The sequence below is a fragment of the Rhodohalobacter mucosus genome (genome assembly GCF_003150675.1).
Lineage (GTDB): Bacteria > Bacteroidota > Rhodothermia > Balneolales > Balneolaceae > Rhodohalobacter > Rhodohalobacter mucosus.
Map to the genome: position 1 here is coordinate 183,652 of NZ_QGGB01000008.1, position 24,061 is coordinate 207,712.

Sequence of the window (24,061 nt, forward strand, 5' to 3'; positions counted from 1 at the left end):
GAAGGAATCAATATGGGCCGGGAGCCATTTAAAGCTCTTTTCGGTATTTATTATACAGGTAGGACGCCAGCAGCAGCAATAAGCCAAGAATTACAAACACCACGGTCCGTGCAATCGCGTCCAGATCCGCCAGGTCGTAGAAAAAGAGCTTTATCAGCGTCACTCCCAACAGGGCAATCGCTCCGATTCGCAGGTGTTTCTTCTCTTTCCGGATTCCAAGGGCAATTACGGCGAGTGCATAGGCTCCCCACAGAATGCTCAGCCCCAGTTTGTCGGGCTGTGCCGCTTCGCTGACATCCATCCAAAGCGTCAGCTCATCGCTGAGCACCCACAAAAGCACCAACGCTGCCAGTCCCTCAAATACACGGTTCAGGTTCTTTTGTGCATAGTTTCGATAGCTCATGCGACCTGTAACGATTATCATGAATGCCAGAAAGGCAAAGCAGGCATACCGTATTCCGATATGAAACGGGCCTGAAGCATAATCGAAATTAACTTCCGCATTCAGGTAACTCAGCTCAAGCAGTTCAAGCACCTCCAGCCCCCTCACAAGAAAGAGAGCGGCACAAACGGTTGCGGCTGCAAAAAGCAGAACCGACAGATCATTGCGCCTGACACGGTCGGCAACTGCCAGAATCAGCAAACCGATAAAGAGCATCGCATAGTTGTACCCCCAGAGGGTTCCAAAATGAAGCAGATCTTCATTATTCGGCGGCATTGATGCAGCATACAGCTGGTGTACATAGCCGCTGATTTCCAGGCGAAAAGCAAAAAACAGTGCAATGATGAACAACAGCCGAATCAGCTGGCTAACCAGGCTGTTAAAGGCGGAATTTTGATAGGGACCGCTGAATGATTCCGGACCAACCGAATCTTTCCACACAATCCAGCCTGTACAGGCAATAAAAAAGAGAGATGTAAAAAAGTGAATATTGAGAAGCGGAAAAAAGGCATCTTCCATTTGTTCAATCCTGTAAAGCGAATATGCATTTTCCCAGGAAATCGTGAGGCTGAAAAATGCCAGGAAGAGCACCGGGTGTGACATGCGCTCATAGAATCCTGTTTTATACTGCCGGCCGATGGTGAAAAGAAGGGCGGCTTCAGCACTCCAGAGCAGCGTTACCCAGCTCCCTTCCAGTTCCACCGGAATCGCAAGCGTAAAAAATGTGATGGCCAGTCCTGAAATAAGCCAGAGAAGTTTTCGGTCGGAAAAACCGGACCGGTAGACAATCACAGCTGCTGCCGCATGAATCAGTGCGTTTCCGGTCGTGAAGAATCCCGCCCAGGAGCCCGTGAGATCAGCCCCGTTCATCATAGCGTAGCCAAATGCATAAAACAGAAATGCATTGGTCAGAATAATCCAGATGTCGCCGCGCTCAAACTCCTGTACACGGAGCAATTTGTAGGCAAGTGCCGAACCATAAAAAATGAGAAAAAAGATAAGTGTATAGGTAATGGTGATTCCAAAATCCGCCCCCGACTCATAGTCTCCCCAATACCATGAGGCAACGATTAACCATGTAAACAGAAAAGCCGTATAGGTGAGTTTTTTCCAGTATTTATACGTGGCCGTTATCAGAACACCGGTATTGATAATCACCATATAGAGGAAAAAAGAGCTGAGTGTGCCCTCCCCGCCTACCAAAAACGGTACCGCATAGGCACCGACCAGTGCAATATGGGCTACGGGCTGCATATTCAGGTATACAGATACCGATACTGCGGCAATGGTGATCAATACCATCAGTATAAAGGCTGCTGCCTGGGGCATCAGGTCGTAAAAGCTGTAGGCTGCAAATGTGATGATATAAAATATGGCCATCGATCCGCTGAACAGGACCGCACTGAAGCGGGTCATGGTCTTTTGCAGTTTTGCAGACGTGAGCAGCAGTGCAGTACCAAGAACATATCCCAAAACGATCCGCATTAGCGGACTGATCAGATCGTTATCGATCGCATACCGCGCTCCAATGGCCACACCGATAATGGTAATCACGATGCCGATCTTGCTGATCAGGTTCTCTCCGATAAAAGCCTCCATGTCGTCTGAGGTGATCCCTTTTATCCTGGATACCCACGTTTCTTTGCCTTCTCTGGCTTTTACAAGCCGGCGGGTAAGCCTGCCGGGCTCTTCAGCCTCTTTCTTATCCTGGTCTTTCTCTGCAATGCGTTCCGATAACGACACGTTCTCACTGCTTTCAGCGCCGGATAAACGGTCTATCTCTGTTCTGATCTCTCTGATCTCATCCAGGAACCTGTTCTGTTTCTCTTCGAGCTCCCTCAACCGCTCCATAAGCCGGTTCAGTTTTGGATCATCGTAAGCCATATCACATATTTAATTGGATGAATTGCCATTATACAGAAATTTATTTCAATTCATAACCGGTAAAAGACGGATGCTCTCTGATCTCTTTATAGGTATCTTCTGACATTATTCTTATTTCGCTGCTGCCTTTCTTACCTTTTAATCTCATTTTCACTGTTGTAACCATCACGCTTTTCTGCCATGAAAAACATTGAAAAAATTGACCTTGAGTACCTTAAATTCAGTGACTATAAGGAGCTGCAGGATCTGATGCATACGTGTTATCCCAAAATTAATGATCCGGCCTGGAGCAAAGAACAGATCCGAACCCTTACATCCATTTTTCCGGAAGGTCAGGTTGTAATCAAGATTGACGGACGGCTGGTTGCCTGTGCGATGGCCATTATCATCGATTACTCCCGGTTTGATGATAACCATACCTATCTTGATGTCACCGGAAACGACTCCTTTAATACCCATACACCTGATGGTGACACACTTTACGGGCTTGATATGATGGTAGATCCGGAGTTTCGGGGGATGAGGCTTGGCAGGCGGCTGTACGATTACCGGAAAGAGCTTTGCGAAGAACTGAACCTTCGGAGCATCATCATAGGCGGCAGGCTGCCCAGTTTTCATAAGTATGACGACCTTACAGCCAAACAGTACATCCGGAAGGTGAAAAGCAAGGAGATTCATGATCCCGTTCTCAACTTTCAGCTGTCAAACGACTTTCATGTGAAGCGGGTGGTAAAAAACTATCTTCCCGAAGACGATGCTTCCGAATCTTTTGCCGCCATCCTGGAGTGGGCCAACATCTATTACTCCAAACCTGAAAAAAAGTATAAACCTGATAAATCCGTGGTGAGGCTTGGGCTGGTGCAGTGGGGCATGAGGCCATACAAGGGCTGGGACGATCTTACCGAGCAGATCGAATACTTTGTGGATGCCGTATCTGGATACAGAGCAGACTTTCTGCTCTTCCCGGAATATGTAAATGCACCGCTGATGGCTGAATACAATCACCTCTCCGAGGCTGATGCCATTCGTCAGCTTGCCGGTTATACCGATCGCATGCGCGATACCCTGGCAGAATTTGCCATCTCCTATAATGTGAACATTATTACGGGCAGCATGCCGGAGTTTAAGGATGATGTACTCAAAAATATCGGCTATCTCTGCAAACGGAACGGAGAGATTGAGAGATACGAAAAAATTCATCCCACTCCCGATGAAGTGAAGGTCTGGGGGATGAGCGGGGGTAACCAGATAAAGACCTTCGATACCGATGCCGGCAAGATAGGAATCCTTATCTGCTATGATGTGGAGTTCCCCGAACTGAGCCGTCTGCTTGCAAATCAGGGCATGGACATCCTTTTTGTTCCCTTTCTTACCGATACGCAGAATGGATATTCCAGGGTGCGCAACTGCGCCATTGCACGGTCCATTGAAAATGAATGCTATGTAGCCCTTGCAGGCAGCGTGGGTAACCTGCCCAAGGTTCACAACATGGATATCTCGTTTGCACAATCGGTGGTTTTTACGCCCTGCGATTTTTCATTTCCCACAAACGGCATCAAGGCGGAAGCCACGCCAAACACGGAGATGATCCTGATTGTGGATGTGGATCTTGACCTGCTCAAGGAGCTTCACGAACAGGGCAGTGTGCGAACCATGAAAGATCGCCGCACGGATCTGTATGATGTGATTATCAAGAAGGCCGCCAATCGTTAATGTAACGTCTGTTCTTTGATCCCGGTGCAGGTCTTCATAAGTTCATCGTAAAATCGCGATGATCTTATGAATGAACCAGACCACCCAACTATATCGATTGATGATCCTTCCAACAAGCGGTCCGCCGAACTGGCCAGGGCGTTGGGGCACCCGGCCCGAATCGCCATTCTCAGGATACTGGCCAGCCGAAACACATGCTTTTGCGGTGATATCACCGAGCAGATTCCCCTGGCTCAATCCACGGTGTCACAGCACCTGAAAGCACTCAGGCGCGCCGGACTGATAAAGGGTGAGATAGAGGGGGTCCGCACCTGCTACTGCCTCAATCCGGATGGAGTCCGTGAACTCCAATTCCTTTTGTCTGAACTTTCTGACGAACTCATAAAAACCTGTTGCTGATCTTCAGGTTACAGCGGTCGTTTAGTGAAACGTTGAACTTACGTCACTGCATAAATATCATCGATTACCCATGTAAGCTTTTTCAAGGTTCTCAAATAATTATTTAACTTGCAGACTACATTGCTTTATGCTCATATTCAGGGCTCATTTTGGTTCGGTTTTGCTCTGATCTGATATAATACAACTCAATGACATATACGTTTTTTGATTTTCTCCAGCTGGTAGGAGCTTTGGGTATCTTCATATTCGGAATGAAAATATTCAGTGACGGGCTGCAAAAAGTTGCCGGTCACAGGCTAAGGGCTATTTTAAAGGGAATGACAACGAGCCGCTTCCGCGGCATACTCACCGGTTTCACAGCAACCACAATTACCCAGTCTTCATCCACCACAACCGTTATGGTGGTCAGTTTTGTTAATGCAGGCCTAATCACGTTTTTGGAATCTACCGGTGTGGTAATGGGGGCAAATATCGGAACTACCGTTACAGCCTGGATGGTTTCTGTATTTGGATTCAAAATGCAAATCACTCCGGTAGCCATCAGCATGATTGGGATCTTTTTTCCTTTCATGTTTTTCGGCCGCGAAAAGCTTCAGAACCTGGCTGAGGCCATGATCGGGTTTGGTATTCTGTTTATCGGCCTTGAGTTTATCAAAAACGGCGTACCCAATATTCAGGATAATCCGGAGATGTTTGCAGCCCTGGATGGCCTCACGGAATTCGGTTTCCTGTCGATTATCCTCTTTGTCTTTATTGGTACACTGCTTACCCTCCTCACGCAGTCATCATCCGCGGCAACCGCCATTACACTGGTTATGCTTTTTCAGGGATGGATCGATTTCCCCATTGCCGCGGCCATGGTACTTGGAGAAAATGTTGGTACGACCGTTACGGCAAACCTTGCTGCGATTGTGGGGAATGTTCACGCCAAACGGGCGGCACGCTTTCACTTTATATTCAATGTGTTCGGGGTGATTTGGATGATCACCCTCATTGGGCCCTTTCTGAACGGGATAGACAGTGTAATGCAGTACTTTACTCCCGAAGCCGGTTCCATCTTCGGGGATTCTGAAGCCGCCCGTGCCAGTGCAACCCTCGGGCTTTCCCTCTTTCATACTACATTTAACATCCTCAATGTGATTTTGCTGGTTGGCCTCACGCCACGGATTGTCAAATTTGTGGAACGCATGCAAAAAGATACGGACAAATCGGACGAAGCTTTCAGGCTGCAATATATTTCAACCGGGCTGATGTCGTCTGCCGAGCTATCCATAGCACAGGCTCACAAGGAGATAGAACTTTTTGGAAAACTGATTGAGAAGATGCACTTCAGTTTCTCCGCACTCTTTTTCAAAAAGCAGAAAAAACACGAAAAATTTCTCAAGAAAATCGAGAAGAGGGAACAGATCACGGACAATATTGAACTGGAGGTTGCCGAATATCTAACCAAGATCTCCAGCTCCAACCTTACCGATACATCCACGCGCAAAATCCGTGCAATGCACAGCATGATTAATGACCTGGAACGTATCGGTGATCTCTATTTCCAGATGTCAAAAACCTTTCAGCAAATGGAGAGAGAAAATGTGCGATTGCCCGATGATGCCATGCATGAGGTTAGCGACTACCTCGATCTGGTGCGTTCTGCAATCAAGCTGATGAGAAAGAACATGGACTCCTCGAATGGTGAACCGGTTAATCTCGACAAAGCAATAAAACTGGAAAACAAAATCAATGCTGCACGCGATACAATGAAAGATGCGCACTATGCACGGCTTGAACAGGGAGCCTACAGTACGAAAGCGGGTGTATTCTTCCTCGATTTTGTGACCAGGCTCGAAAAGATCGGGGATCACCTTTTCAATGTGAATGAAGCCCTGGCGGGGAAAAAACTTAAGACCCACACAGATCTCGAAGTCGGCAGATAATCAGTTGCTCTGACATACGGCTTTCTGGTATTCACGGTGACGGTGACCCTGACCCTGCCCGCTTCGGTCCGATTGTGTTTTGTGTGTTGCCTGCTACAGCGTAACATCTCCTGATCATATCATGTACTCCTTTTTTTAAATAAGCCCCTCCCCGTTTGGTACCTCATGATAAGCGGTACATAATCTTAGCATAACAGCGGCTTAATCATGCATTAGCAATTGTATGGTATGTTCGTGGCTTGCATAGCCCTGCAGGGCAAAAGATGCAGATCTGCCATCCATACTGTATTTGCGTAGCCATGAAAGGTTTACAGGTTAAAAGGTCCCTTCTTACCACATATTATCAGTTCATCGAACTGATAAAAAAAGAGAGAATCTTTCTGATTCTCATTGGCATATGCTTTTTTGCTGCGGGCTATTGGCATCCTTTTCCTGAATATGCCATGTGGATTGGGTTTATGCTTGCTGCCTACTCAGCAATCGCAAACGACAGTATCCAGACCATAGGCACATTTCTGGCATCGAATCACGATCGTGCATGGTACCAGCTCTGGTTCTTTATAGGAGGCATTTTTCTTTTTACGGTAACCTATAGCTGGTTTACCTACAGCGGGGATGTAAGCTATCAGAGACTGGCCACACCGGCACTCGCCGAGGCACCGGACCGGTTCACCTTTCTGCAAATAGCGGCACCCATTTTTCTGCTCATTATAACCCGGTTGCGGATGCCGGTCTCCACAACGTTTCTAATCCTGAGCTGCTTCTCAGCCGACCTTAACGGTATTTTTGATATGCTGACAAAAAGCCTGGGCGGATACATCACCGCTTTTGTGGCCGGAATCACCGTTTGGACCCTCATTTCCCGATGGATATCAAGAAACTTTACCGGCACCGCAAAACCCTATTGGAGGGTTTTGCAATGGATTACTTCAGGCACGCTTTGGTCTGTATGGGTAATGCAGGACATTGCAAATGTAGCTGTTTATCTTCCCAGAAGCCTCTCCTCTGCTCAGTTTCTGGGTTTTGCCGGGTTTATATTTGCCGGATTGGGTGTTCTGTTTTATCTGCGGGGTGACAAAATTCAAGAAATTGTCACTGAAAAGTCTCACGTAACGGATGTGCGGGCAGCAACCATTATCGATTTTATTTATGCAATCTTACTTTTTTTCTTCAAGGAGCTGAGCAATGTACCCATGAGCACAACCTGGGTTTTTATCGGGTTGCTTGCCGGGCGCGAGCTGGCCATGAGCTTCATGGATCAGCATGGTCACGGTAAACCCTATAAACGAACGTTTCGCCTGATTAAAAGAGATATTTTGTATGCAGCCATCGGCCTGGCGGTATCCATCATTCTGGCGATCTCAATTAATCCGGATATCAACCGTGAGCTAATGGAATGGATTGGCTGGCAGCAGTGACAGACCGATGATATCATGTTCGATTGGCCCTTTTCAGGTCTTCGGCATCACGATTCCACATCGTCTTCCATATCCGTTTTCTTCGGTGGTTCATCAACATGTGTGCCTGCCTGGAAATTATTTGATGTGAGCACGTCTGCCAGAATAGCCTGTTCAATGAAGCTTCTCTGTCCCGATCGCGTGGGAATGCGAATGATTAAATGAACCTCTCCTGCAGCCGGAACCTGAATGGTGACACGCGGATCAACCGAAGGAACCTCAAGCCCTCGATTTTCACTCACGTCCTCCATATATCTGCGAACTTCCTCAATATAAGAACCGCAATGACGGTTTGCCGATTCCAGAAACATTTTTTGGGCCAGCCTCCAGTCATCCTGCATCTTGAATGGAACCGTAAAAACGTGCAGTACGTAATCGTGTGTGAAGCTTTCGTTTATAACCGGTTCCGACAGAAACAGCGCATTCGGAATGGTTGTCATCCGCCCGGTTCGCTGATGGGTTATTTTGCCCGGACCGACTTCAAGTATGGTTGTGGCCAGTAAATTCTGGTCGATAACATCACCCCGAAAATCCTTAACCTGAATGCGATCTCCGATATTGAAAGAGCGTGAACCCGTTTTCAGAATTGACCCGGTGAGACAAAGTATCAACTCTTTTGTGGCCACTACAAACGCCACTGCAATGGCAACGATCGACAGCGCAAGTGTTCGCAATTCATCAGCCCAGATCAGAACAAGACCCAACAGTAAAATGAGTATCAATGCATTGCGCGACTGGACCAGCCACCGGCGCCTGAGCTCAGCAGAGTGTACATTCTTTCGGATGTATCTTCCTGAAAGAGCCCGGATAATCACAAGAAACAGAACCAGAATACCTGTTATGATTAACAGTTCGAGCAGCGTTTCTGAAACGGAAAGATCAAATGATTGGGGCATCACATACTTATTTAATAGTTATTGGCTTCAGTTTTCATCCCCATTCCGGTCTCTGATGCCAATATCAAGCCGCCTGTCTTTATCCCCGGCCAGATAGATGGTTTGTGTGGGGAATGCAAAATCGATGCCTTCCTCATTAAACCTCCGGAAAATTTCACGGTTCACTTTTTGAGTGAACTCCATGTACTTCCAGTAATCTGCAGGGTGATACCAGTAAAAGCACTTTATGTTCAGTGAGTCGGCGTTCATGTTATCAAAATAGACCCTCGGCGGAAAATCCTCATTCATACCCTCATGATTATCCAGAATCTCCCGGAGCAGCTCAACAGCCCGATCCACCATATCTGCAGATGTATCGTACGTAACGGTTACATCAAACACCCTTCGGATATAGGGTCGTTTACCAATATTATGGATAGTCATATTGGCCAGGTTCCCGTTTGGCACAGAAAGAAGGTGACCGTCGAGCGTTTGAATACGTGTGGTTCGTACGCCCACTTCCACTACGCTTCCCAGCTTTCCTTCCAGGTCGATCAGCTCACCCACATTAAACGGTTTATCTGCAAAGATCATCAGTGACCCGAAGAAGTTACGTATGGTATCCTGTGCTGCAAGACCAAGGGCCAGGCCACCGATACCGATACCGGCAAGAATACTTGTAATCGGTTGATCACTGAGTGATTGCGCTGCCTGTAGAACCACCAGGATAACTACCGCCACCCGTATTGATTTGCCCACAATCGGTATGAGCATATCGTCAATATTTACGGAATCGTCCGATGAAAATCTCTTCAGCCAGATATCCACCACATCTACCTGCCTGTAGACAAAATGACCGATCGCCAGTATGACCAAAAGCTCAAGTATTGTATTCAGTAGATCCTGAAATGCTTCCGGAACAATCAGAAAAGAGATGGCAACTTTGAGTCCAAAAGCAAAAAAGAGAAACGTGACCGACATTCCCGCTGCATGAACAGCTACAGCAGCCAGTTTTCTGCCGCTCTCCTCCAGCTTCGGTTCCACCCGGTTCAGGAAAAATTTCAGTACTCTCCCTATAAGCAGCGAAAGTGCAATAACGGATACCAGAACAACAATTCTCCACACCTCATTGCCCGCAAAAACATACTCGGCGGGTTCAGTAAATATTTCCATATCTCTTTTTTCTCACAGCATTTAATGAAAATTTCGACAGCACCGGACCAATCCTAAAAATAGCCAATTCTGATCAGGCTCAAAACGAGAGATGTACGCTGTACAACTCTTTCTGCAGAATGGTCAAATATGCGGTAAAATCGGCGAGAAACAGAAAGGGAGATCTGTTTACGCTATTCAGGGTCGCTTCTTTCCTTCCTTCAGCCCGTTTAAGCAATCCTGAAAACCCGGTATAAAAATACCCTGATCCACCTTATCAGGCTTAATTTGCGGCATGGATGAGGTAAGCTCCTCATCTGGTATTAAAACAGGCATGTTATAACCCAGGCCGTTACAGATTTCGGTAAACTTTTTGAACAGCAGAGAATCCGGAACTGCTGTTGTATCAGGAAGAACTGCGGCAATCTGCTCCTTATAATCTGAAACGGTCAGCGTATCCGGTACTTCAGTTGCAGATTCTTTACTGTGGTTAATATCCGTTTCTGAGTCATCAGCCAGTCCAGTGATAATGGTGAGTACAATGATTGCAGCTGCAGACAGTGCGTATTTCATAGGGCCGGATTTGTTCATCGTTAGATCAATAACCCGGCATTCACGGTAAAATTGTGTAACCGCACTTTGATCCGCATGATACAGCGTTGCAATAGCTGAGTGTGGAATCTATATTAACGTGAGTTTCCCGTGAGGGATCTACTTGGGAAACTCACGTTATATTACGTCACTTTACCGAATCGATATCAAACCATAACCATTTACACAGTCTTTTTATGAAATTCTCTTATTCCGCACTGATTGGCCTTTTTATCCTGTTTTTGACCGGGTTTCCGGTATCTGAAGAGCTCATCGCTCAAAGCAGGCAGCTTGAAGCTGAAAGCGCCGTAACAACCGAGGGCCAGGTAACGATCAAAGGCGAACGTGTTCGATATGAAGCTACTGCCGGTACGCAGCCGGTATGGGGCGAGGATGGCAATCCCGTTGCATCCCTTTTTTATGTTTATTATCGCAAAACCGATGTATCCGATGTGGCTAACCGTCCGCTGGTTTTCTCTTTTAACGGCGGCCCCGGATCTGCTTCCGTCTGGATGCATATCGGATATACGGGTCCCAGGTTTCTTAAAATTGACGATGAGGGAAATCCGGTGCAGCCGTACGGCGTGGTTGAAAACAACCACTCTATTCTGGATGTAGCCGATATTGTGTACATCGATCCCGTTAATACGGGCTTTTCACGCATCTTGTCGGAGGATGCGGATCGGGACGACTTCTTCGGTGTGAATGCAGATATTGCATATCTGGCAGAATGGATAGATAATTTTGTAACGAGGCATGGCCGGTGGACCTCACCCAAATACCTTAAGGGCGAAAGTTACGGAACCACCCGTGTATCGGGTCTTGCACGGCGCCTTCAGAGCGCTCACTGGATGTTCGTGAACGGTGTGATCTTGGTGTCTCCAACCGGACTCGGCCTTGAACCACCCGCAATGACACCACGGTCTCAAATTTTGAAGCTCCCTTACTATGCGGCTACCGCCTGGTATCATGACGCACTTTCAAATGACCTGCAGCAGCGTGATTTGTACGACATTCTCCCTGAAGTGGAGCAGTTCACCATCGATGAATATCTCCCCGCGGTTGCAAAAGGTGGCATGCTGAACAGTGCTGAGCGTGAACGGATTGCGGAAACTGTCTCCAGATACTCAGGAATTGATAAGCAGCACATTCTCGATTATAACCTCACCATTCCCACATCGTTTTACTGGAAGGAGCTTTTACGGGATGAGGGTCTTACGGTAGGCCGGCTTGATTCACGGTATCGCGGAATAGACCGAATGAATGCAGGCACCTCCTACGATCACGATCCGGCATTGACGGCCTGGAATCATGCGTTTACCCCTGCAATCAACTACTATCTGAGAGAGGTTTTGGGATACGAAACCGATCTTCAGTACAACATTTTCGGCCCGGTGCGTCCGTGGGATAACAGCAACGACAACACGGGCATTGACCTGCGTCGCGCGATGGGAGAAAATCCGTTTCTGCATGTAATGGTTCAGTCAGGCTATTATGACGGGGCCACCGATTATTTCTCGGCCAAGTACGTACTGTGGAATATGGACCGTAGCGGACGCGTTCAGGACCGCCTGAGGTTTGAGGGATACAGGAGCGGGCATATGATGTACCTCCGTCAGGAAGATCTTGCCACATCGAACGAGCATATCCGTGAATTTATTCGCGAATCCACGACCAACGGGGAATCTGCCCGATACTGATATTAATCTTGCAGGTCTAAGATGAATAGCCACAGAGGCACGGAGAAAAAATAAATCTCTGTGTTTCCGTGGCTATTTTTTTATCCGGTACCAATTTAAACTACTGTTCTTTCAACTCAGCTATAGCCTCATCCACCGGCTTTTCACCGCTCAGAACATCAAATTCGAGTCCCTTCGTCAGGTCGGGATGATCCAGTACGTAAGCGATGACGCGGGCCACGTCCTCTCTCGGTATCTCACCGCGTTTCAGGTTACCTGCCTTTATTTTACCCGTTCCCGGATCATTGGTCAGCCTGCCCGGTTTTATGATCGTATAATCCAGTCCGCTTTTTCTCAGAGCTTCATCCGCTTCTGCTTTTGCTTTCTGATAAACCTGAAAAACCTCACTTCCCCTGGGCGTATCCAGCCCCATCGCGCTGATTATTATAAAATGATTCACGCCAGATTTCTTTGCGGCTTCCATCAGCTTAACGGCCCCGTCGCGATCTACCGTCCACTTGCGCTCCTTGCCGCTTCCCGGCCCTGCTCCGGCTGCAAATACAACTGCATCGGCTGTATCAATCGCTTCAGAAAGCTGATCCGCTCCGTCTTCCTCAAGGTCGGCAATCACCGGCTCAGCGCCGGCTTTTTTCAGATCATCTGCCTGTTTGGGGTCTCGTATAATTCCTCTTACCCGATGACCCCTTTTTGAAAGAATGGGATGTACGTGCATGGCAACTTGTCCATGAGCACCCGCTATAGCAATTTCCATAGTAAATTCTGTTTATTTATCATTTTCAAAAAAACAGTCTCACACCTGATCCCGTTCAGAGCCAACGGTTTGAAAGATCATGGCCGGGCCGGATTACCTTTGTTCCTGAATTGGCATAAAACTAAATAACCGATACATTCGTCTTTAATATTGAATTACCATCTAAAGCCAACGAAATCATAAAATAAACATGAAAAGCATATCCATCGATGCAATTAAATCGATCTCTATTTTAATAGCATCCTTTTTTATCCTCTGCGGTTGTTCATCTCAAGGCGAGTCAGATGATTTCAGCATTGAGTCGCTGCCAGTTCTCACCGCCGAAGAAACCCTTCGGTTTTCAGAGTCTGAGGATATGCTTCTGGGAAGTATCACGCAGCTGCATACGGACTCTGAAGGGAATATTATTCTGGTTGACGGCCGGCAGCGTATCATTCATGCGGTGGATCCGCAGGGTAATTATATCCAGCAGATTGGCGCAACCGGTTCGGGGCCCGGTGAGTACCAGTTTCCCGGCCTCGTCTCTATCGGACCTGACGATGCACTTCACGTAATGGATTGGTCAAGCCGCCGCGTAATTTCTTACCGGAAAAATGAGGGTCGGTGGACATTTCACTCAGATTTTATAGCCGATCAGGATAAAATCGGTTTCCTGTCAAGATTGTTTCCGCTGAATTCGGACGAATTTCATATTGTTACCGGCAGCATCTCCGCTAACAGCAACGACATGTCGGTGATCAGCAAGATCGACGGTACCGGGAATGTATTGGTCGACAGCATCCTGACCGTTCCTTCCAATCAGAATTTCACTATCCGAAACGGTGACACTGCGATGATGTCTCTTTCTCAGTCAGATATGCACAGGCAGGCTCAGTATGCACATGATTATAACGGCGCAATCTACTACGGTTGGAGCGATTCATTAACGATCATGAAAATGACGCCTGACAACAACTCTTTTGAACTCCATGCAGACATCAAACTGCCCGACACTCCCTTTACGCAGGCCGATGCAGATTCTATTCTTTCCGGTTACGAATCACTTCTCGAGGGGAATGCATCTGCACGAGAGGATCTCATATCCTCATTCCCCGAAACCAAACCGGCATTCAGTGAGCTGCAGGCCGATGAAACGGGGCGCCTCTGGGCTCAGCTTCAGCTGCCCGGGGCTAACAATGGAACCTGGCTGATCCTCGACCCGAATGGCAATCCGGCCTATCGGGCAATTTTTGATAGCGATCAGAACCTGAGTGCCGTACGAAATGGTAAGGCGTACGTTGTAAGCCAATCCGATCTCGGCGTGCCCGAAGTTACGGTGTTTGAATTTGAATACTGATCTCATGCAACTGCCGAACTTCCACGCCTGGACATGCACATGGTTTACAATTCGGGAAGCTGACCCCGGATTTCGCCCTGGCGATGGGGTTCGGATGAAACAAGCAGATACAGATTGCCTTCACTCAGCGCCTCACGCACTGCATCACTCATTTTAAAGGCATTTTTTTGAGGGTCAAACCGCCCGCTCCTGTGATCGTCACTCACATCAGCATGCAGCTTAAGCAAACGGTTGCCTTTTTCACCCGGTGCGCCGTAGTGAATATATGCTGACCAATACCTGCCTTTCAGATCTTCAAAGTGTCCGGATATAATAAGTGAATCCCTCCTTACGGTCGCCTCAGCCATACCGACAGCCGCCGTCCCAACCGGTTCCGTCACGTGGTATCCGGCAAGGTCAAACTCGGCGGAAATTTGTGCCTCAGCCTGATAAGGAATAATCAGGATGGCGCACAGGCCGAAGAGTGACACCAGTGCAGATTTAAATACGGACCTCATATCTCTCCTCCCAATTTTTATTCTCATGTACTGTTCAACAAACTCCGCTACCTGCGAAGCACCAAATTCACCTTCGCAACATCCTCGTGAAATACATACATTCTATATCCATAACGAATATCTAAAGCATTTGTTGAAAATTATAAATAACAGATCCCCACTATGAGGCCGATTACTTTTTGGATAACATCTACATTGGCTCTGTTTCTCATCATTCAGACAGCCTGTGCCCGACAAGGGCAGGTGGAATGGAGGCCGGAGCTTACCGAAGACTGGACACCCGTTTCAGATTCTGTCTACACCACCGGTCATTTTGCGGAACCTCCGTCAGATGCCATCATTCTTTTTGACGGAACCGGCCTTTCGCAGTGGGAGTCAGCTCCCGGGTATTTTCCAAGTATCCGAGGCGTCAGCGACTACCTGAATGCACTGAGTAATGAATACGGAGATGCCGAATGGGATGTGGAAAACGGGATTATGACCGTCGTACCCGGCGCCGGAAACATCAAAACAAAACAATCATTCGGCGACATCCACCTCCATATTGAATGGCGAACACCAGAGGAGGTGGAAGGCAGCGGGCAGGGGCGCGGCAACAGCGGCGTATTTTTGATGGGGCTGTATGAGATTCAGGTTCTGGACTCTTGGCAAAATCCAACATATTCCAACGGGCAGGCAGGTGCAATCTACAAACAAAAACCACCGGCGGTAAATGCCAGCCGGGCACCGGGAGAGTGGCAAAGCTACGATATCTTTTTTGAAGCACCCCGCTTTGATGAAGACGGCGAACTGATTAAGGCCGCATATATAACCGTGATGCATAACGGCATATTGATTCATCACCGTGAAAAACTTGAGGGGCCCACCGTTTACATCGGCCTCTCCCATTACGAACCGCATGCCCCAATGCTTCCGATTGGCCTGCAGGATCATGATGATTACGTTAGCTTCAGAAATATCTGGGTGCGCGAACTCTAACCATAACCATACGGCCCTGTCATTCAGAACGCTGCACCGCAATGATATCAGGCTGAAAGCTTCATAACTATGAGCTCATATCAATTCGAACTGGAAATGGCTGTTCGCGACTACGAATTGGATACACAGGGTGTGGTAAACAATTCCGTCTATCAAAATTATCTTGAGCATGCACGCCATGAATACCTGAAATATATCGGAGTCAATTTTAATGAATTTCACCGGGACGGTCTTGATGCTGTGGTTCATAAAGTTGAATTAACCTATAAGCGTCCGCTCAAGGGTGATGATGCTTTTGTGGTCAGGATAAATGCACGTCCTAAAGGAAACGTGCGATTCATTTTTTACCAGGATATTTACCGGATACCCGATAACGAGCTTATGCTGACCGGTGTGGTTACCGCGGTTTTTATGACCGATGAGCGGCCCGTTAGGCCACCGGAGAAGTTGCAGCGCGCCATGTCCCGATTCAGCACGTGAATTTTTTCTGCCCGGTCGGGACTGTTTTCTGAGTATAACATCCGGAAGACCTTTACCATAAGTTAATTCGACTTTATGGCAAGTTGTTCGTTTCTTTATCAGAACGTACATGTCCCAATAATTTCTCCCATCGAATATTGATCAACTATTATGAGTAAAAACGGATTCAGCCGGCGTGAATTCCTCCGAACCGGAGCAATATCAACCGTCGCACTAGGCAGCGGACTTATAGGCAGACAGAAGCAGGCTATTAAGAGCACGTCATCTCCCGGAGACGCTAAAAATGTGATTTTTTTGGTAAGTGACGGAATGAGCTCCGGCACCCTCTCTTTGGCAGATCTTTTAAAACAGCAGCAATTCGGAGACAAGACAAACTGGATCAAGCTGTATGAGTCGGATAGCGAGTATCACCGGGGGCTGATGGATATGGCCTCACTCGATTCCGTGGTTACCGATTCGGCAGCTGCCTCTTCCTCCTGGGGAAGCGGAAAACGGATCAATAACGGTGGAGTAAACTGGGGCCCGTCCAATGAGCAGCACAAAACCATTTGTGAAATATTCAGGGATGCGGGCAAGTCTACCGGGCTGGTCAGCACGGCCAGAATCACCCATGCAACACCCGCAGGGTTTGGCGCCAATGTACAGTCAAGAAGTATGGAAGACGAAATTGCCGTGCAATATCTCGAGCGGGGGTATGATGTTTTGATGGGCGGAGGCAAAAGGCATTTTGATTCATCCAGGCGGCGGGACGGCAGGGATCTCTACAGCGACTATGAGCAACAGGGGTACACGGTTGTTAAATCCAGGGGTGAACTTACACGGGCCACCCGTAACAGCAAGCTTTTAGGTGTTTTTTATGACTCACACCTACCCTACACCGTCGACCACAGAACTCTGCCCGAGCTTCAGCAATCGGTTCCAACATTAGCTGAAATGACCGATGCCGCGCTTGATCGGCTCAGCAGAAATGACGACGGATTTATTCTTCAAATTGAAGGGGGCAGAGTGGACCATGCGGCTCACGGAAACTGTCCGTCCGGACTCATATATGATCAGATCGCATTTGATGATGCCGTAAAAACCGTCATGGATTTTACAGACGGGCGAGACGACACACTTGTGATTCTGACTACCGACCATGGAAATGCAAACCCGGGCCTGAGCGGGCTTGGATCCGGTTACAGAGAATCCCCCGGAATGCTGGCAACTCTCCAAAACTACCGTCACAGTTTTGAATGGATCTATGATCAGCTGGATTACAGCTACTCCGATGAGTCGATAAGCGGAGTTACCGTTAAGCGGATTATGGATATTGTGGAATATGCCGCCAATACACAGATTACCCGAAGTGAGGCACTCATGGTTCAGCAGGCACTGATGGGTAAATTCAGCGCACCATTCAGAAACCGGCAGGGAACGGGTGCTGTGCTTGCAGGGGTGCTTGCAAACTACAACGGCATCTACTTTATCGGCACAAATCACACAGCGGATTATGTGGAGCTCTCCGCATGGGGACCTGGTAGCGACCGAATTCCCGGATTTGCGCGCAATACGGAACTGTTTGACCTGATGGTAGATATGGCTGATGTACGCGCCTATGCACAGGGATAAATCAGCGGGCAAATTTTATGCCTGCTCATGGTGAGACCTCTTCAGCCAGTGCATCTTTCAGAAACCTGGACAGGCTTTGGGTATCCATATACCCGCGGCGGCGGTCAACCACGTTGCCTTCATTGTCAAGAACCACTGTAAAAGGAAATGCAGTCACACCCATCAGGGCCGCAAACTCTTTTTCCATCATCTCTTCACCCTTGTAGGTAATCAGCGACTCGGAATTGCCGTTAATTTTTACTGATACAAAATCCCTGTCAAGAATTGCCCGTATCGTCGGGGAAGGATATACCTCACGGCTCATTTTTCTGCACCACTGGCATCCCACTTCAAATATATCAACCAGGATATACTTTTCTCCGTTTGAGGCCTGATCAATGGCCAAATTCAGGGGCTGCCAATCCGGTTCATTTTCAATCTCTTTCGGTATTACCTGGATAAAGGAGTAGTATGCAAATACAGCAAGAAAGGCCGCTATAAAAATTCCTATCAATGCTTTTCTGCTCATGGATACAAAATTAAGGTTAACGTCTGAATACCTGTTTTATCAGAACTGAATATACGAAGATTTATTTTCCCCGAATCCGGTTCATAAAAAGTGAAATATTTTGTGAACGTGTGTCGAATGAGGGAAGAATCTGCTCGAAACTGTGTGCTTCACCCTCTTCATTAAATAAAATTCTGTTTTTCCACACAAAATTACCCTCATCGGTCAGCCACAGATCATCCCTGCCGAACCTCAGATCATTGAAATAGAGCGAACTGTCGGTTTTTTCAACGGTATAATATCCTCGTGAGAACCATAAAAGTGTTTCCACGGCCCGGTCATCGATATACGGTTCTATCAGGTAGCTGTTCCTCGGGATGGCCAGGAAATTCAGTTCCTGCGACGTATCAAACAAAGAGTAGTTTGCATTGTAAACCGTATCATTTCTCACGGCATAGCCGGTCCATAAAAAAGTGTTCGGGCCATTTGGCGTGGTCTTAAGCATCTCGTGGTATCCAAACCGATTCTCGAATGATTCAGAAAAAACGGTATGCACATGCGATTTTATTCCAAGTCCCCAGATAATATACAGAGTGCTGAGTGCTAGACCGCTTCCATTGGCCAGTCGCCTGAACCCTGAATCTCTTTTCATAAACAGTGACAGGATCAGTCCCGACAGCAGAGGCAGTGTATAAAACGGATCAATGATAAACATCGAATCAGTTGTAAAAGGTATATCCGACAGAGGATAAAGCACCTGCGTTCCGTAGGTGGTAATCGTATCAATCAGAATGTGTGTACCAAATATTAAAAAGACCATCCAGGACCATCTCTGCCACCCAACAGCCCGTTCTGCGTACCATCTGTTGAATGCGGATCCGATGATCGGTGAAAAAAGCAGACAAAAGAAGAGAGAATGTGTAAACCCCCTGTGATTGCGCATCTCCACAACGCCGTCTACAAATGGGTTGATAATGACGTCCAGATCGGGCAAAGTACCAAGTACAGCGCCCCAAAGTATTGCCCTGCCTCCAATTTTTTTTCCCAGAACCGCCTCACCGACGGCGGCACCCAGTGTCATTTGTGTGATGGTATCCATATGATCTCGCCAATAACTGATTCATTAACTGCATTGTAAACAACCGGATGGCAATCAGTGTTCACAGTCTTCCCAAAAAGAGTGCCCTTATTCGGGCGTTTTATATTATTTAACATTAAAGCGGGAATGATCGGGTGTGAATATCGTTTGTTTACGACATCATTCAAACAATTATTCCATGAAAAATATTACCCTTTATTTTGCTGCATTGTCCGTTTTAATCATCATCTCAGCTTGCTCATCAAATGAGCAGCAGGGTGTGGAAAATTACGGCGGAGAACGCACCGTTCCTGCCGTTGAAGCAGTTGAGGCACGATTCGGCTCCCTGCCGCTTGAAGAGAGACTCAGCGGAGTGGTAGCTGCCGCCAATCAAATAGATATGTATCCCCGGATCTCAGCCCCGGTTCTTGAGGTCTTTGTTCAGGACGGCGATCGAGTACAGCAAAATGACGTGCTCATCAAACTGGATGATTCGGAGTACAAGGAGCAGCTGAAGCAGGCCGAGGCCAATTTGCGAATCACACGTGCGCAACAGCGCCAGGCAGAAGCCGAGTTAAATGAAGTTGAATCTCAAATGAGAAGACAGCTTGCTCTCAATGAACGGGATCTGACCAGTGAACTTGAAATGGAAAGAGTACAGGCTCTCCTCGAATCAGCTGAAGCAAGCTATGAACTTGCCCGGGCAAGGGTAGAGCAGGCTCAGTCATCCGTCGATGAACAAAAACAGCTGCTGGGCCGCACGGAAATCCGAGCCCCAATCAGTGGTACCGTAGGACAGCGTTCAGTCGAACCGGGTATGCTGGTCAATACCGGAACAATGCTTTTTACCATAGGCGACCTTACACGCTCTAAAGTTACCATCAATCTCACGGAGCGGATGATGCAGTACATTAACAGGGGACAATCGGTTCGTATTTTCTCTGAAACCCTTGGTGATACGGTGATAACAGCCAGTGTGTCGCGCATTTCACCTTTTCTGGGAGCAGGAAGCTTCAGCACAACCGCTGAAATTGACATTCGAAATGAAAATATGGCCCTCATGCCGGGCATGTTCGTAAATGTCGATGTTCTCTACGGGGAAAGCGAGCAGGCAACGGTTATCCCGCTGAGCTCCATTTATCGGAACCCGAATACAGGTGAATCGGGTGTTTATGTAGCCACCGGATTTGGCATCGAATCTGAATTTCTCGAAAATTCTGAAAATGAGCTGGCTAACCTGAGCAATCCGGTAGATACTGAATTCAGACCCATCAACGTCATCGCCCGAGGGAGGGAAACGGCCGGCGTGGAGGGAATCAATCCCGGTGAATGGGTTGTAACGGTTGGGCAAAATCTGCTTGCACGCGATGCCCGCGACACGGCCCGCATCCGGCCAGTAGGCTGGAATAAAATCATTGCAATGCAGCGCATGCAGCCTGAAGACCTGTTAAAGGAAATCATGAATTCGGGTGTAGCACAGAATTCAGTCAATAACCTTTAATAGTCAGCCCTCTCACCATGCCTATCACAGAAACTTCAGTAAAACGTCCCATTGCAACAACCATGGTCTATCTGATCGTGATTGTATTGGGTATTACAGGCTTTCGGTATCTTCCTGTCGACCTGCTGCCGCCGATTGATTTTCCGCGTCTTTCCGTATCCGTCGACTACCCTAATGTCGGGCCGGAAGAGATCGAGAACATCATAACCGATCAGCTCGAAAATGCGTTGGCAGGCGTAGCAAATGTAGAAGAAATGACCTCGCGGTCTTCTCAGGGTGAAAGTCAGGTTACACTCAATTTTTCTCAGAATACAAATCTTGATGAAGCTGCCAATGATGTGAGAGCTGCGCTTGACCGCGTGCGCCGCAGTTTGCCCGAGGAAGCAGATGCTCCGCGGGTTCGCAAGTTCGACCCCAATGATTTTCCCGTTGTTATCCTTGGCGCTCAGTCCGTATATCCGCTGGATGAGCTCACACTTACTCTCGAAAGGGATATTGCCAAACGATTTGAACAGATTCCCGGTGTCGGATCAATAGATGTTTGGGGCGGCGTTTATCGTGAAATCAGGGTAAATCTGAAGCGCGACAGACTCACAGGCAGCGGTCTCACCGCCAGTGATGTTCGCAATGCTATCGTTGCAGAAAACAATACCCTTCCGGGAGGAAATGTTAAAGACGGCCTGACGCAGCTCTATGTCCGTACACTGGGTGAGTTTACGTCCATCCGGCAAATTTCGGAAACCATTATTGCCCGCGACGATAACGGTTTTCCCATTCGCGTGCAGGATGTAGCCGATGTTGAGGATACCTATAGCGATATAAACAGGGTCGTATCGGTTAATGATCAGCCCATGATCCGAATGGGAATCCGAAAGCAGACAGGTGCAAATACGGTTGCCATCGCTGAAGAGATTCAGCGGGAAGTAGAACGCGTAAACAGCGAACGCGATGATATCAACCTTCTGGTCATCATTGATCAAAGTGAATTTATACAGGACTCTATAGATAATGTGCAGCAGGCCGCTATGTGGGGAGCCATACTGGCCATCTTTATTCTCTATCTTTTTCTGCGTAACGGCTCCACCACCTTTATCATCTCACTCGCCATACCTATTTCCATCATAGCCACATTTGGCCTTCTCTATTTTTCCGGCCTCACTCTCAATCAAATGAGTTTTGGCGGGCTCGCGCTCGGTGTCGGACTAATCGTTGACAACGCTATCGTGGTTCTGGAAAACATCGTTCGCCTCAGAAGCGGGGGCAAGTCTCTGTCAGAAAGTGCACTTACTGGAACAAGAGAGGTGGGTGGTGCCATTATCGCTTCAACCATAACAACCTCCGTTATCTTTCTGCCGGTAGTATTTATGCAAACCATTACCGGTACCATGTTCCAGCAGCTGGCGCTTGTCGTTGTATTCGCACTGCTCTGTTCGCTTCTGGTTGCATTATCGCTGGTTCCAATGCTGGCCAGTAAAATAATGACCATTAAACCGGACTCGGAACTTACAGCAAAAGAGAAAGGCCGTTTTCAGAGGTTTTTTGAACGGTTTGAAAATCGCTACAGTACTTTTCTTGAAACTGCTATTCGCAGAAAATATACGGTTTTTGCTGTCACGGCTGTTCTGCTGGCTTCCTCTTTTTACGGCATACGTTTTATCCAGACGGAACTGGCTCCGCAAACAGAGGCAGATGAAATCTCCATCAATTTTTATTTATCAGACGGCATGAATATTGCGGTCGCCAACGAGTACCTCAAAGAACTGAAAGCCAAAGTGGATGAGGTGGTTCCCCGGGACCAGGTTGAATACATCTCAACAGAAGTACGGAATGGCCGCGCGGAGGTGGAAATAACACTAATTGAAGCTTCTAAGCGAACCGTGAGTTCATATGAGCTTGCCGATCAAATACGAAACAAAGTAGACGGTTCCATTCCCGGCGGTTTCTTTCGGGTAAATGCACAGAGCGGTTTGTGGATTCTGAGGCGAATTTTTGGCTCGGGTGGCGAGGAGGCGGTACAAATCCAGCTTCGCGGTTATGATATTGCTACGGCCGATGAAGTCTCTAATGAAATCAGACAGCGAATCGAACAGATTCCGGAAGTGAGAGGTGTACGGTCTGACCGGGAAGACCGGCGTCCGGAGCAAAATGTAGTGTTCGACAGGGAGCGTCTGGCCGAGCTGGGCCTAACAGGCCGTGAAGTGGCGCAGGCTATACAGGCGAATATTGGCGGCACACGTGCAGGATATTTCAGGGAAGGCGGAGATGAGTTCGACATAAATGTCCGTCTACAGCAGGACGATCGCATGAGCACTCTCGATCTGAATAATATCTCCGTCAGAACTGCAAACGGAGATGTAATACCCGTGTCTACCGTAATCAGCCAGGAAACTGCCCGCGGTCCTGAATCTATCAACCGGATTAACGGACAAAGGGTTACGAATATATCGGCCAACCTCGTAAGCGGTGTGCCTCTGGGCACCGCCGTCGAAAAAATTCAGGCAGAACTCGCAGATTATCAGCTGCCGCCCGGATTTTCCATTATCTATGGGGGTGAATATGAAGAGCAGCAAAAAGCTCAGCAGGATTTTATCATCTCCATCATTATGGCCCTTATACTTATATACATGGTAATGGCTGCACAGTTTGAGCGTTTTCTGGACCCTCTTATCGTAATGTTCGCTGTTCCCGTAGCTGTGATAGGTGTCATTCCAACCATGCTGCTCACAGGCACAACATTCAACATGCAGAGCATAATGGGTGTTATTATGTTGATAGGCATTGTGGTAAATAATGCCATTGTTCTGGTTGACTATATCAACCTGATGAGGCGCGAAAAGAACCTGTCTGTATTTGAAGCCGTTGTTCAGTCTGGCAAGCTTCGCCTTCGGCCAATACTGATGACAACACTGACAACGGTGCTCGGACTTCTGCCTCTTTCATTTGGATGGGGTGCCGGGGGAGAAATCCAGGCATCCCTTGCACGGGTCGTTATCGGCGGCCTTACTGCCTCAACGCTCATCACGCTGATTCTGGTACCGGTTGTCTATATAACTGCCAACCAGATCAAGGTATACGCTGTACAGAAAAAAGATGAATGGATTCCCTCTGCTTCTGAAAGTGAAGTAGCTCCGGCTCCGCAAACTACCTGATTCGATACCCGATTCATTACCGTGAAGGAATGTTGTGAATTGAATATCCCGA

General features: G+C 47.8%; 19 protein-coding genes. 11 read left to right on the forward strand and 8 right to left on the reverse strand.

Features of this window, described 5'->3' with window-relative positions; all coding sequences use genetic code 11:
* Window positions 1-28 precede the first annotated feature (28 nt).
* Window positions 29-2,326, reverse strand: a complete 2,298-nt coding sequence (locus DDZ15_RS11920; RefSeq protein ID WP_109647326.1) for a DUF2339 domain-containing protein — start codon at window positions 2,324-2,326, stop codon at window positions 29-31.
* A 180-nt stretch (window positions 2,327-2,506) separates the two neighbouring features.
* Here DDZ15_RS11920 and DDZ15_RS11925 point away from each other — a divergent pair, with 180 nt between their 5' ends.
* From DDZ15_RS11925 to DDZ15_RS11940, 4 genes are all read left to right on the forward strand, one after another.
* A complete protein-coding gene (locus DDZ15_RS11925; protein ID WP_109647327.1) occupies window positions 2,507-4,039 on the forward strand; it encodes a bifunctional GNAT family N-acetyltransferase/carbon-nitrogen hydrolase family protein in 1,533 nt (510 codons plus the stop codon).
* 66 nt (window positions 4,040-4,105) lie between these two features.
* The gene (locus DDZ15_RS11930) at window positions 4,106-4,438 is read left to right on the forward strand and encodes an ArsR/SmtB family transcription factor (RefSeq protein ID WP_109647328.1); all 333 of its coding nucleotides are present in this window, start codon (window positions 4,106-4,108) and stop codon (window positions 4,436-4,438) included.
* Between the two features lie 188 nt (window positions 4,439-4,626).
* Window positions 4,627-6,366: a Na/Pi cotransporter family protein gene (locus tag DDZ15_RS11935; protein WP_109647329.1), complete on the forward strand. Its 1,740-nt coding sequence runs from the start codon at window positions 4,627-4,629 to the stop codon at window positions 6,364-6,366.
* A 299-nt stretch (window positions 6,367-6,665) separates the two neighbouring features.
* The gene (locus DDZ15_RS11940) at window positions 6,666-7,784 is read left to right on the forward strand and encodes a hypothetical protein (protein ID WP_109647330.1); all 1,119 of its coding nucleotides are present in this window, start codon (window positions 6,666-6,668) and stop codon (window positions 7,782-7,784) included.
* A 47-nt stretch (window positions 7,785-7,831) separates the two neighbouring features.
* Here DDZ15_RS11940 and DDZ15_RS11945 read toward each other — a convergent pair whose 3' ends face one another.
* The 3 genes from DDZ15_RS11945 to DDZ15_RS11955 all read right to left on the reverse strand — a co-directional run bounded on the left by DDZ15_RS11945 (window position 7,832) and on the right by DDZ15_RS11955 (window position 10,423).
* Window positions 7,832-8,719, reverse strand: a complete 888-nt coding sequence (locus DDZ15_RS11945) for a mechanosensitive ion channel domain-containing protein (RefSeq protein ID WP_109647331.1) — start codon at window positions 8,717-8,719, stop codon at window positions 7,832-7,834.
* Window positions 8,720-8,746: 27 nt separating this feature from the next.
* Window positions 8,747-9,871, reverse strand: a complete 1,125-nt coding sequence (locus DDZ15_RS11950; RefSeq protein ID WP_109647332.1) for a mechanosensitive ion channel family protein — start codon at window positions 9,869-9,871, stop codon at window positions 8,747-8,749.
* A gap of 177 nt (window positions 9,872-10,048) precedes the next feature.
* Window positions 10,049-10,423: a hypothetical protein gene (locus DDZ15_RS11955; protein WP_109647333.1), complete on the reverse strand. Its 375-nt coding sequence runs from the start codon at window positions 10,421-10,423 to the stop codon at window positions 10,049-10,051.
* A gap of 215 nt (window positions 10,424-10,638) precedes the next feature.
* Here DDZ15_RS11955 and DDZ15_RS11960 point away from each other — a divergent pair, with 215 nt between their 5' ends.
* The gene (locus DDZ15_RS11960) at window positions 10,639-12,141 is read left to right on the forward strand and encodes a S10 family peptidase (protein ID WP_109647334.1); all 1,503 of its coding nucleotides are present in this window, start codon (window positions 10,639-10,641) and stop codon (window positions 12,139-12,141) included.
* 100 nt (window positions 12,142-12,241) lie between these two features.
* Here the strand turns inward: DDZ15_RS11960 and DDZ15_RS11965 are convergent, their stop codons facing one another.
* Entirely contained in the window at window positions 12,242-12,892 is a 651-nt protein-coding gene (locus DDZ15_RS11965; RefSeq protein ID WP_109647335.1) for an SDR family oxidoreductase, read from the reverse strand.
* Between the two features lie 190 nt (window positions 12,893-13,082).
* On the opposite strand from DDZ15_RS11965, the gene DDZ15_RS11970 reads away from it, so the two are divergent.
* Window positions 13,083-14,228, forward strand: a complete 1,146-nt coding sequence (locus DDZ15_RS11970; protein WP_109647336.1) for a 6-bladed beta-propeller — start codon at window positions 13,083-13,085, stop codon at window positions 14,226-14,228.
* A gap of 44 nt (window positions 14,229-14,272) precedes the next feature.
* Here DDZ15_RS11970 and DDZ15_RS11975 read toward each other — a convergent pair whose 3' ends face one another.
* Complete coding sequence (locus DDZ15_RS11975; protein WP_158278704.1) at window positions 14,273-14,725, reverse strand: CHRD domain-containing protein; 453 nt, start codon at window positions 14,723-14,725, stop codon at window positions 14,273-14,275.
* Window positions 14,726-14,920: 195 nt separating this feature from the next.
* Between DDZ15_RS11975 and DDZ15_RS11980 the strand changes: the two genes are divergently transcribed.
* The 3 genes from DDZ15_RS11980 (at window position 14,921) to DDZ15_RS11990 (ending at window position 17,794) form a co-directional block, all read left to right on the forward strand.
* Window positions 14,921-15,703: a 3-keto-disaccharide hydrolase gene (locus DDZ15_RS11980; RefSeq protein ID WP_199222959.1), complete on the forward strand. Its 783-nt coding sequence runs from the start codon at window positions 14,921-14,923 to the stop codon at window positions 15,701-15,703.
* A gap of 69 nt (window positions 15,704-15,772) precedes the next feature.
* The gene (locus DDZ15_RS11985) at window positions 15,773-16,183 is read left to right on the forward strand and encodes an acyl-CoA thioesterase (protein ID WP_109647339.1); all 411 of its coding nucleotides are present in this window, start codon (window positions 15,773-15,775) and stop codon (window positions 16,181-16,183) included.
* A gap of 150 nt (window positions 16,184-16,333) precedes the next feature.
* Complete coding sequence (locus DDZ15_RS11990) at window positions 16,334-17,794, forward strand: alkaline phosphatase (protein ID WP_109647340.1); 1,461 nt, start codon at window positions 16,334-16,336, stop codon at window positions 17,792-17,794.
* A 25-nt stretch (window positions 17,795-17,819) separates the two neighbouring features.
* Here the strand turns inward: DDZ15_RS11990 and DDZ15_RS11995 are convergent, their stop codons facing one another.
* Entirely contained in the window at window positions 17,820-18,302 is a 483-nt protein-coding gene (locus tag DDZ15_RS11995) for a thioredoxin family protein (protein ID WP_109647341.1), read from the reverse strand.
* Between the two features lie 61 nt (window positions 18,303-18,363).
* The gene (locus DDZ15_RS12000) at window positions 18,364-19,380 is read right to left on the reverse strand and encodes a metal-dependent hydrolase (RefSeq protein WP_109647342.1); all 1,017 of its coding nucleotides are present in this window, start codon (window positions 19,378-19,380) and stop codon (window positions 18,364-18,366) included.
* Window positions 19,381-19,558: 178 nt separating this feature from the next.
* Between DDZ15_RS12000 and DDZ15_RS12005 the strand changes: the two genes are divergently transcribed.
* Both DDZ15_RS12005 and DDZ15_RS12010 read left to right on the forward strand, forming a co-directional pair.
* On the forward strand, window positions 19,559-20,860 hold the full coding sequence (locus tag DDZ15_RS12005) for an efflux RND transporter periplasmic adaptor subunit (RefSeq protein WP_109647343.1): 1,302 nt from the start codon (window positions 19,559-19,561) through the stop codon (window positions 20,858-20,860).
* 17 nt (window positions 20,861-20,877) lie between these two features.
* The gene (locus DDZ15_RS12010; protein ID WP_109647344.1) at window positions 20,878-24,009 is read left to right on the forward strand and encodes an efflux RND transporter permease subunit; all 3,132 of its coding nucleotides are present in this window, start codon (window positions 20,878-20,880) and stop codon (window positions 24,007-24,009) included.
* The last annotated feature ends 52 nt before the right edge of the window (window positions 24,010-24,061 follow it).

Bases quoted from the DNA above. Each gene is read 5' to 3' on its own strand.
- DDZ15_RS11920 (WP_109647326.1), bottom strand. From the start codon at position 2,326: ATGGCTTACGATGATCCAAAACTGAACCGGCTTATGGAGCGGTTGAGG.
- DDZ15_RS11925 (WP_109647327.1), top strand. From the start codon at position 2,507: ATGAAAAACATTGAAAAAATTGACCTTGAGTACCTTAAATTCAGTGAC.
- DDZ15_RS11930 (WP_109647328.1), top strand. From the start codon at position 4,106: ATGAATGAACCAGACCACCCAACTATATCGATTGATGATCCTTCCAAC.
- DDZ15_RS11935 (WP_109647329.1), top strand. From the start codon at position 4,627: ATGACATATACGTTTTTTGATTTTCTCCAGCTGGTAGGAGCTTTGGGT.
- DDZ15_RS11940 (WP_109647330.1), top strand. From the start codon at position 6,666: ATGAAAGGTTTACAGGTTAAAAGGTCCCTTCTTACCACATATTATCAG.
- DDZ15_RS11945 (WP_109647331.1), bottom strand. From the start codon at position 8,719: ATGCCCCAATCATTTGATCTTTCCGTTTCAGAAACGCTGCTCGAACTG.
- DDZ15_RS11950 (WP_109647332.1), bottom strand. From the start codon at position 9,871: ATGGAAATATTTACTGAACCCGCCGAGTATGTTTTTGCGGGCAATGAG.
- DDZ15_RS11955 (WP_109647333.1), bottom strand. From the start codon at position 10,423: ATGAAATACGCACTGTCTGCAGCTGCAATCATTGTACTCACCATTATC.
- DDZ15_RS11960 (WP_109647334.1), top strand. From the start codon at position 10,639: ATGAAATTCTCTTATTCCGCACTGATTGGCCTTTTTATCCTGTTTTTG.
- DDZ15_RS11965 (WP_109647335.1), bottom strand. From the start codon at position 12,892: ATGGAAATTGCTATAGCGGGTGCTCATGGACAAGTTGCCATGCACGTA.
- DDZ15_RS11970 (WP_109647336.1), top strand. From the start codon at position 13,083: ATGAAAAGCATATCCATCGATGCAATTAAATCGATCTCTATTTTAATA.
- DDZ15_RS11975 (WP_158278704.1), bottom strand. From the start codon at position 14,725: ATGAGGTCCGTATTTAAATCTGCACTGGTGTCACTCTTCGGCCTGTGC.
- DDZ15_RS11985 (WP_109647339.1), top strand. From the start codon at position 15,773: ATGAGCTCATATCAATTCGAACTGGAAATGGCTGTTCGCGACTACGAA.
- DDZ15_RS11990 (WP_109647340.1), top strand. From the start codon at position 16,334: ATGAGTAAAAACGGATTCAGCCGGCGTGAATTCCTCCGAACCGGAGCA.
- DDZ15_RS11995 (WP_109647341.1), bottom strand. From the start codon at position 18,302: ATGAGCAGAAAAGCATTGATAGGAATTTTTATAGCGGCCTTTCTTGCT.
- DDZ15_RS12000 (WP_109647342.1), bottom strand. From the start codon at position 19,380: ATGGATACCATCACACAAATGACACTGGGTGCCGCCGTCGGTGAGGCG.
- DDZ15_RS12005 (WP_109647343.1), top strand. From the start codon at position 19,559: ATGAAAAATATTACCCTTTATTTTGCTGCATTGTCCGTTTTAATCATC.
- DDZ15_RS12010 (WP_109647344.1), top strand. From the start codon at position 20,878: ATGCCTATCACAGAAACTTCAGTAAAACGTCCCATTGCAACAACCATG.